The organism is Gemmatimonadota bacterium (assembly GCA_026702745.1).
Classification (GTDB): domain Bacteria; phylum JAAXHH01; class JAAXHH01; order JAAXHH01; family JAAXHH01; genus JAAXHH01.
Genome location: JAPPBT010000047.1, coordinates 1 through 9,520, shown reverse-complemented (window position 1 = coordinate 9,520; position 9,520 = coordinate 1). Strand labels below are relative to the sequence as shown.

At 55.5% G+C, this 9,520-nt stretch carries 8 protein-coding genes; 3 read left to right on the top strand and 5 right to left on the bottom strand.

All coding sequences use genetic code 11. The features are described 5' to 3' along the window. Nucleotides 1-48: 48 nt before the first annotated feature. Complete coding sequence (locus OXH56_07135) at nucleotides 49-744, bottom strand: DEAD/DEAH box helicase family protein (protein MCY3555082.1); 696 nt, start codon at nucleotides 742-744, stop codon at nucleotides 49-51. A gap of 158 nt (nucleotides 745-902) precedes the next feature. Here OXH56_07135 and OXH56_07130 point away from each other — a divergent pair, with 158 nt between their 5' ends. Next, entirely contained in the window at nucleotides 903-2,870 is a 1,968-nt protein-coding gene (locus OXH56_07130; protein ID MCY3555081.1) for an AAA family ATPase, read from the top strand. 226 nt (nucleotides 2,871-3,096) lie between these two features. Here OXH56_07130 and OXH56_07125 read toward each other — a convergent pair whose 3' ends face one another. The 4 genes from OXH56_07125 to OXH56_07110 are packed head-to-tail and all read right to left on the bottom strand — an operon-like array spanning nucleotide 3,097 to nucleotide 7,448. Next, nucleotides 3,097-4,206, bottom strand: coding sequence for a zinc-binding dehydrogenase (locus OXH56_07125; GenBank protein MCY3555080.1), 1,110 nt, complete (start codon nucleotides 4,204-4,206; stop codon nucleotides 3,097-3,099). Further along, nucleotides 4,203-5,630 carry a sulfatase-like hydrolase/transferase gene (locus OXH56_07120; protein MCY3555079.1) on the bottom strand — a complete coding sequence of 476 codons (1,428 nt, stop codon included), beginning with the start codon at nucleotides 5,628-5,630 and terminating at the stop codon, nucleotides 4,203-4,205. The genes OXH56_07125 and OXH56_07120 overlap by 4 nt, the downstream gene beginning before the upstream one ends. After that, nucleotides 5,627-6,682, bottom strand: a complete 1,056-nt coding sequence (locus OXH56_07115; GenBank protein ID MCY3555078.1) for a hydroxyacid dehydrogenase — start codon at nucleotides 6,680-6,682, stop codon at nucleotides 5,627-5,629. The genes OXH56_07120 and OXH56_07115 overlap by 4 nt, the downstream gene beginning before the upstream one ends. Before the next feature lie 28 nt (nucleotides 6,683-6,710). Then, complete coding sequence (locus tag OXH56_07110) at nucleotides 6,711-7,448, bottom strand: phytanoyl-CoA dioxygenase family protein (GenBank protein ID MCY3555077.1); 738 nt, start codon at nucleotides 7,446-7,448, stop codon at nucleotides 6,711-6,713. 146 nt (nucleotides 7,449-7,594) lie between these two features. On the opposite strand from OXH56_07110, the gene OXH56_07105 reads away from it, so the two are divergent. Next, nucleotides 7,595-8,551, top strand: coding sequence for a Gfo/Idh/MocA family oxidoreductase (locus tag OXH56_07105; GenBank protein ID MCY3555076.1), 957 nt, complete (start codon nucleotides 7,595-7,597; stop codon nucleotides 8,549-8,551). Between the two features lie 229 nt (nucleotides 8,552-8,780). Beyond that, nucleotides 8,781-9,520 (top strand): penicillin acylase family protein (locus OXH56_07100; GenBank protein ID MCY3555075.1); only part of this gene is annotated, 740 nt, incomplete at its 3' end.

The following is a 9,520-nucleotide window of genomic DNA, read 5'->3' as shown; positions in this document are numbered from 1 at the left end:
CTTTTACCATACCAGCTATACCAGTGTCGTGCTTTATGCCTGACGCTTTCAAGAGCAATTCAGCTCATTCTCACGAACGTCGCCTGTTAAGTATCCTTCCTGTAAAGTAGGCCAAACACGTTTATATGCTTCAACACTTTGTGACAGAATATCCAAGCGGTGAACCAAGAAAAGTATTCTTCCTCCGATTACTTGGGCATCCAGTGCAGACATTATAGTCTTGCCAGTACCGGTGGGCATTACGACAATCGCTTTGCGCCAGTTTTTAACACTTCGGTAGTAATTCAGAGCTTCTAGTGCTTCCCGTTGCAGTTCAGTAGGATTGAGTCTATAATCAGCAAAATGTTCAGGGGCACATTCCACTAATAGAGTTTGTACTGTTTCCATTACAATTGGTCGCCAACTGGGATCTTTAAGCTGACTGTATGAAAATCGAGCTAGTTTGTAACCAGCTCTTAAAATTTCGTTCTGTCGGTAAAGATTATCATCAAACATTTCATCGGGGATTATACCTTCTGCATGATAGGATTCTCCATTGACCTCAAGGGCAAGGGAGGCTTGAGAACCCTGACAAACAAAGTCTATTCTCCGTGACTTTCCACTACTATCCAGAAAGGAATGTTGGGGAACTACATTACCAATCCTTTCACCGAGTAAGGGATAGAGAATGTCATCGACAAACATTCTTTCCGAATCTTGGGTGATTTTTGTTCCGTGTAACTCGTAGTATTCTTCGATATTCATAAGATTGAAACCCATGCCTTGCAAAAACCCTTGTCACTAAAGGCTGACTCATTAATAGTTATTCGCACAGTTTCCGAAGTCAATTTCAATACATATCATTGGGTATTGGAAAAGACCGTATTTGAAAATAAGAACGGCTTGAGTCTATTGGAGCCAAGATGCGACTGACCAAAGTTCACGTAACCAATTTTCAGAGTGTTGAGGATTCGACGGAATTTGATATCAACGATGTTACTTGCCTAGTGGGAAAAAACGAAGCAGGCAAAACAGCGATACTGAAGGCACTATATCGTTTAAACCCATTAGAAGAAACAGAAGGAGAGTTCGACGATACAGACGATTACCCACGCAGACGTGTTAGTGATTACAAAGATGAAGTGTCACAAGGACTTCGGGATCAAGCAGTTGTAGTTAAAACGAGTTTTGTGCTTGAAAACGATGAAATCGCGGCGGTAGAAGAACTATTTGGTCCGGGATTTTTCAGTGATGAAGCCCCCGAGTTGGTATTGCAAAAAGGGTATTCAAATGAGTTGGTGTATAGTTTGCCAAACTATAATGAGGAATTAGCTTTAAAAACCCTCGTGAAAAACACTGACTTACCTGATTCGGTGTCATCTACACTACTTGAGCATTCAACCGCTGAAGATATGATGGGAGTACTTGAGAACGCCGAAAGAACCGAGGGCGTTCAAGAGTTAATACCAACTATCCAGAGCATTTCAGATGAGGGAATGTCATCCTACATTTTTGACGACATTCTTTATCAACACATCCCTAAATTCCTCTACTTCGATGATTACTACCAGTTAACAGGAAGAGAAAACATAGAGGAACTACAGCAACGTAATGCAGATAATAGACTTATGGGATCAGATCGTCCATTGCTTGGATTACTTGAACTTGCTGGTCTTAGACTCGATCAGTTAACTAATCCGCAAAGAACTGAAGCCTTAATTGCAAAGCTTGAAGCCGCCGAGAATCAACTCACCCAAAGGGTTCTAACGCATTGGTCTCAGAATCGCCATCTCAGAATGAAATTCGATATAAGGCCGGCGCAACCTGGTGATCCCACAGGAATGACCACTGGTACAAATATATGGGGAAGAGTACAAGATACAATACACATGGTAAGTACGCCAATGGGAACCCGTTCGAGAGGATTTGTTTGGTTTTTCTCTTTTTTGGCATGGTATTCTACACAAAAAGACCAAAACCTGATTCTTCTTCTTGATGAACCCGGTCTTTCTCTACATGCAAAAGCTCAATCCGATCTTCTCGCTTACTTTGAAAGAGAACTAAAGCCTAATCACCAACTGATCTATACAACTCATTCGCCATTTATGGTAGATCCCACTCGATTCGACAGAGTTCGTATAGTTCAAGACTTAAGTATTGATGCGGATTTCGAAGACTTAAGTGAAGACCAATATGGTACGAAAGTAATCACCGAAGTCTTAGATGCTACACCTGACAGCCTTTTCCCTTTGCAAGGTGCACTCGGGTATGAAATTCATCAGACCCTTTTTATTGGACCAAACTGCCTAGTTGTTGAGGGAGTATCAGACCTGTTGTACCTTCAAACTATTTCCTCACTTCTACAAAGGAGAGGTGAAAGTGGTCTAAGTGACGAGTGGGTTATCACCCCAGTTGGTGGATCGGATAAAGTACCAACTTTCGTTGCACTGATTGGCGCCCAAAACTTGAATCTTGCTGTGCTCGTTGACTATCAGAAAAAGGATAAACAAAGCATCGAGAACATCTACAAAAGAAAGCTACTTGAGCGAAATAGAGTACTAACGTTTGCTCATTTTGTATCAACTGAGTTTACAAATAACGAGGCCGATGTAGAAGACATGTTCGAGGTGAGTTTGTATTTAAAGTTAGTAAATGGAGAGTTTGCAACCAACATATCAGAGGATGATCTACCTGAAGGGCAAGCACGTGTGCTCAGTCGCCTCGAACGTTACTTTAAAAAGAACCCACTTCCTTGTGAAGTGAAGTTCAACCACTATCGACCTGCTCGTTATCTGAGTGAGAATATCGCGGAATTTGATGCACTGATTACAGACACTGAACTTGATCGCTTTCGAAGGATCTTTGCTACACTAAATGGGTTTCTAGTATAAAGTTGGGCATGACCTTTTGAATATAACTCAAACCTACGAATGCAGCGTTATGATGTTGCAGAATCGTATATGAATTGCAAATACGACTGAATCAACAAATGATTAAGATTATGCAATCACTTAACGGGTGGTTTTTATTCAGAGACAATCACGATGGTCATCCTTACGCCATCGTGTATGATAACAATTCAAATGTTACTGAATTTCCAATTGCCAGTTTTTTATTTCAACGAACAGCATCAAACTCCAGCCCAACCCGAATTGCGGAACCCGCGCCCGCATAGGTGAATGCCTCGTTGATTTCAGTGAATGAGAAGGTATCGGAGATGATCTTGTGGAACGGGTACTTGTGCCGCGTGCGACTCAGGAATTCGAGGGCGCGCGGGATCACCCAGGGTTCGTACACGATCACGCCGCGAATCGCCTTGCTGCAACGGACGATGTTGCCCGGATCGATCTCCGTGGGGAACCCGAGGTTTATGTTGCCGATCCAGAGGTAGCGGCCGCCCCACCTGAGCATGTCGATGCCTTCGGCGAGCACGCGGGGCGATCCCACGAATTCGGCGACCAGGTCGGCGCCGACCCCGCCCGTGTGATCCAGCACGAACTCAATGCGTGCTTTCATGTCCATTTCATCGATGTTCAGGGTGTCGTCGGCGCCGAATTCCCGGGCGAGCGCGAGGCGAGCCGGAAGCCGGTCCAGCACGATAATCCTGCCCGCCCCCATCTCCCGCGCTACCGCGGTCGCGTAGAGTCCGAGTCCGCCTGCCCCCTGAATGACCACCGTGTCGCCCAGGGTGACGCCGATCTGGTTCAGACCATAGATGACTTCCGACAGGGCGCAGTTGATCGGGGACACGATCGCGTCCGGGAGATCATCGGGCACCTTGAAGACCCAGTGGCCGCGTTTCATGTAGTAGTATTCCCCGTACGCGCCGTGGAAGTGCGGTGGTTGGTCGCTTGAGACGCCGATCCAATCTCTGTAGCGCTCGGGGCATCCCGGCTTGCCGTTGAGGCACGTCCAGCACTGCTGGCATGGCTTGAAGTAGGAGTAGACGATGCGGTCCCCTTCGGCCAGCGGCTTACCGGCGCTGTCCGAGGCGACGTTGCGCCCCATGGCATCGATGGTGCCGATCATCTCATGCCCGAGGACCTGGGGGATACCGGTCTCAATCCTGGGGCCGTGTCCACGCCAGATGTGCAGATCGGATCCGCAGATATTCGCCATTCGGATCCGTACGAGCATGTCGTCCGCAGTAACCGATGGTACGGGATACTCACGAATCTCCATCGGTGCCTGCGGCTGGGTATATACAGCGACTTTTCCGGTTTTCATGCTTCGTCCCCCGTCTCCTCCTGCCAGGCCCGGATTCGCTCCGTAAGATCCGCAATCCGTCCGGCCTGCCCGCTTCGGTGATACAAATTCTCCAGTTCATGAGGATCGCTGTTCAGATCGTACAATTCTCCCTGTCCCTTCCCATAGAGGTTGAGCTTCCAGCCGTCCGCGGCCACGATGGTCCGGTGCTGGTGGACCATGCTCCGGTTCGGTTCCGCTTCGCCGAATCCGGCGGGAGCATGGCCGTCGGCGCCGCTCCACTCGACGAACACGTCGTCGCCGTCCAGGTTCTCGTGTCCCTGCAGTACCGGCACCCGGCTCCGCCCCTGCAACCGGTCCGGCCGCTCGAGACCGAGCAACTCCATCAGCGTGGGGACCAGGTCGATATGGCTGAACCGGCCGCCGATGTGACGTGGAGTCTGATCCACCATAGGCGCGCGCAGCACCATGGGCACCTTGATGGACTCCTCGTACATGAGCGTCTTGCCCAGGATGCCGTGATCGCCCATCAATTCGCCGTGGTCCGACGTGAACACGACGATGGTGTCATCGGCCTTTCCGCTCTCCTCCAGGGCCTTGAGGATCCTACCCACTGAACGGTCCACCAGGGTGATGTTGCCCCAGTACCGGGCCAATAACGCCCGCCAGCCCGGATCGGTACGCAGGTCCAGCCCGTAGTTCTCCGACTGCATGTAGTAGGCCGCCATCAGGCGGACGAGGAGCGGCGCGTCATCGGGCGGCTGTCTCATGAACGCCGGTCCGGTGGGCAGGCTGTCCGGATCGTAATAGTCGTTCAACGGACCGGTGTGGGGTGGATGTGGCTCGAGGTAGCTGACGCAGAGGGCAAAGGGGTCGTCGCCCTGCTGGCGGATATAGTCCGACGAGCGCTCGCCCAGGTACCACGCCTTGGTGCATTCCTCGGGCAGGGAGGCCGCGTAATGTCGGGAAAAAACCTTCTGTCCCAGAAGTTCAAAGTCCGGCGTGTATCCCTTATCCACCAGGAAGTGGTGATAGTCGCTGACTTCGGAAAGCCGGTCCGCTTCCGAGAAGTGGCGGCGGTACTGGTCCTCCGTGCCTACCCACGTCTCGAAGCCGTGTTGCGGGAAGATCTCGTTCCCCAGGTGCCATTTCCCCATGAAGGCCGTGTCGTATCCCTCGGGCAGCATCTCTGCGATGGTCGGTATGTCGGCGGCCAGGGGCACGTTGCAGGAAGGAACGCCCGCTGTGTGCGGCCAAAGTCCCGTGAGCATAGTGGCCCGGGCCGGGCTGCATACGGGCTGGCTCACGTAGGCGTTTTCGAACACGAAGCTGTCCGACGCCAGCCCGTTGAGCGCGGGGGTTTCGATCTGGTGGTTTCCATAGCATTCCAGCGTATCCGCGCGCTGCTGGTCGGTGAAAATGTAGAGCAGGTTGGGGCGTTTCATCGGTTTCCTTCGCGGTTGGACTTAGAGCGGGGGGTCAGGTTGAACCAGGTCTGATGGCCGGCGAAGAACCGCTCCAGCTCATCGACCATGTAGTGGAAGAAGTGCGGATAATCCTCTCCCGTACGGCCGGAGAAGTGCGGGGTCAGAAAAACGTTCGGCAGTCCGATGATCTCGCTGTCTTTGGGGATGGGCTCCGGATCGAAAACGTCCAGTCCCGCGGCGATGTCCCCGCGCTTAAGGCGCTCGATCAGGGCCGCGGAATCGACGATGGCCCCGCGAGAAACGTTCACGAACACCGCGCCCGATGGAATGAGTTCCAACTCGCGCCGTCCGATCATGCCCCGGGTGTGGGGAGTGAGGGGCGCCACGCAGATGATCGCGTCACACTTTGAAAGCACGTTTTCCAGCGACGTCTGCAGGAAGCCCAGCGCCTCGGGCAGCTCCTGCGGCAGGTAGGGGTCGTGCACCCAGAGCTCGACCTCGAAGGGCCGCAGCAGCTTCATCAGCCGCCGTCCCATGTGTCCACCGCCGATGAGTCCGACCCGCTTGCCGGTGAGGATGCCCGCCATGGGCTGTATGAGGCCTCGATCCTGTGTATTGCCCGTCACGATGCGGCGGAAAAGCGCGCCGGCGTTGCGCATTGAGATCAGCGTAAGGGCCAGGGCCCATTCGGCCACGGGATAGGTGGAGCCGTTGGTCGTGTCCACGGTGCGGATGTCGCGCGCCCATAGCGTCTCCAGATCCAGGCGCGCGGCAAACCGGTCGCCTTCCAGCTCGCCGACGAATCGCAACCGGGGCGCGGCATCCAGGATCGTGGCGTCGATCCGCGGCGCGCCGTGGCACACGACGAGGGCGTCCACGCTGTCCATTTCCTTTGCCAACCGCGCAGTGGTTTCGGGGTCCGTGCTGGTATCGTAAATCCCACCGCCCTCGCTGTGGAACCACGCCCAGTCGGCAAACGCCTCTAGGCGGGCCAGTTCCGCCGGCGGCAGGTAGCCGTTGCGCACCCGCTCGTCGCAGGCGATGAGTACTTGCGGGCGGTTGTTCGACATTCGATCTCCTTATGTTCTTTTAAGCTTTTTATCCGAAGGCCTTGGCATACTGCTGCGTACGACCAGTCATCATCCCGTAGAATGCCCGTACCTCCGGATCCGGATGGTCCTGCCAGAGCCTGGTGGGAATCACGGTACAATCGCTGAGCACGGGGCCGCCGCGATGGCCGTAGTAGATCTGAACGGTCTTGCGCTCGTGCGGTGTGATCCGTACCGTCGCGGCGTGGAGCACGGACAGGTTGAATAGAATGACCGTGCCCGCCGGACCATGCAGGTGGACCTTGCCGCGCCGGGCGAGTTGTTCCCTGGTATCGAGAACGGGACCGTCGCAGGGCTCCGGAGATATGGAAAAGCAATGCGTACCTTCGTGGACATCGGTCAGGTAGAGCATCATCTGCAAATAGCCGCACCTATAGGGCCGGTCCGTCGCATGTGGACGGTCCCGGTGCCAGATCTCCTCAGGGTTGCTGTCGCGCGGGACCATGTGCCGCAGGCACGCTTCTCCGAGCCAACTGGGCCCTTCGAAGATGGTCTCTATCGGACCGATCAGGGCGGGATGGCGGATCAGGCCGTCGATTTCCGGCGATGAGATCAGCGGATCGCAGTTGAGGGTCTGGTGGCCGTGATTGGAAATGGGATGCCAGAAGCAGCCCGACTCCGACTTGTCACGGTCGTACAAGTCGATGAATCGACTCAGTTCCTCGCCGGTAAATACCTGGCCGAGGTTGACGTATCCGTTCTGCTTGAAAAAGTCGAGGTCTGGCATGCGAGGATTTGGTTTCGAAATTGGTGTGTTTACTTGCAAAAGAAATGACCATACATTGCAAGCGTCAAGTAGTTCACCGCAATGTCGCGGCGTCAGTATCTTTGCACTTCATTACTGCCCCTCGCAGCCTACCAGGAGTACAAGAAATGCCCGAAACTGTCCTCAATGCCGCCCTGATTGGATGCGGCGGCAGGGGCCGAGGCCACCTCGAGACGATGAAGGCCTTCGATGACCTGCGGTTCGTGGCCGTTTGCGATCCCGTGGTGGAACTGCGCAACCGGGCGGCCGACGAGAACTCCGTTCCGCGCAAGTACGAAGATATAGGGGACATGCTGTCGAAAGAGGAACTGGACCTGGCGGTCATCGCGACGCCGGCCCACCTGAACGGCCAGTGCGCGCTGCCGGTGATCCAGGCCGGGGTCCACACGTTGCTCGAAAAACCACCCGGACTGTCCGGCGCGGAAACGGAGGGACTTCGCGACGCCGCCAACGCGTCCGGCGCGAAGGTGCTGGTCGGGTGGAACCGGCGGTTCCAATCGCTGATCTGCAAGGCGCGCGGCCTGATTGAAGAGCGGGGGCCCATCACCCAGATCGTGGCGGAATTTCACAAGAGCATGACAGGCTTGCGCGATCGGGGCTTCCCGGACCACCTTCTGGACAACTTCATTTACGAGACGCCGATCCATGCCATCGACCTGACCCGTTCCCTGGCCGGCAGTTCCCCCATCGCCGAGCTGCACGCCGTCGCCCGCAGGACCAATTCGCCTTTCGTCGACGTTTACGCCGCGCTCATCCGCTTCGAGAACGGGTGCGTGGCACAGCTCACGGCCAATTTCACGACGGATGCCCGGCTGGAGCGCTACGAAATCCACGGCCGGGACTGTTCGGCCTACCTGGAAGGCGTCAGAAGAGCCGTGGTCCAGCGCGACGGGCAGGAAGAGGATTTCGACGTGGTGGAGTCCGGCGGCACCGCCGAACAGGCCCGCTTCCTGGTCGACTGCATCAAGGAAGACCGGCCGGTTGGGCTGCCCGCGGCGGGCCTGGACGAGGCCGTCGAGACGATGAAGCTGGCCGACCGCATACGGGCGGAGTTGCGTGACTGATCGGTGCGGAGTGGCCGACCGCATCCGGGCGGAGTTGCGTGACTGATCCGGGTTACGAGCCTATTACGGCCTTCGGTTTCTTGACATACGGGCGACCGCATGATAGGATGCTATTGAAAGGTCGTCGGCAACTTTTCGGCTTTTCGTGACCTGGTGACCGCTAGACCTTGTGATTCAGTCCTCGATATACTCAAAGCAACTCGGCGGCGTGTAGCAGGAGGAGCCATTCATGTCGTATACCAGTTACTTTCAAATCATTGTCGCGCTCGCTGTAACGTCCCTGTTGGCCATGGGCTGCGGCGAGGAGGTGGACACCGTGGATACCGACGAACAGCTCATGTCCCTGGCCCGTGGGTCCATCTCCCAGATCGAAGGGGAACTGATCCTGGATGGACTACAGGAGCCCGTCGAGGTGATCCGGGACCGCCACGGCATACCGCACATCTATGCTCAGAATACCGATGACCTCTTCTTCGCCCAGGGTTACGTCATGGCCCAGGACCGCCTGTGGCAGATGGAGCTCTGGCGCCGGTGGCGGGAGGGCCGACTCGCGGAGATCTTCGGCCCCGAGGCCTTCGAATACGACGCCCGGACACGGCTCATGATGTACCGTGGTCCCTTCGACGACCGGGAGTGGACCAGCTACCACGCCGAGGGCGAACGCATCTTCACGGCCTATGCGAACGGCGTAAACGCCTACATCGACACGCATGCCGACAACCTGCCGGTGGAGTTCAAGTTGACGGGCATCCAGCCCGGCCGGTGGACGAAGGAGACGGTGGTGCGGCGCTGGACCGGTCTCTTCTTCCCGAGCGCGGGCAACGACGCCGGAGACGAGATCCGGCTGGCCCGGTCCGTGGCGGAACTGGGTGTCGAGGAGGCCAATCGCCGCGCGGCGCCCCTGCCCTGGGATGACCTCGTGGTGCCGGAGGGCCTGGACGTGACCATCGTCCACGAAGATATTGTGGA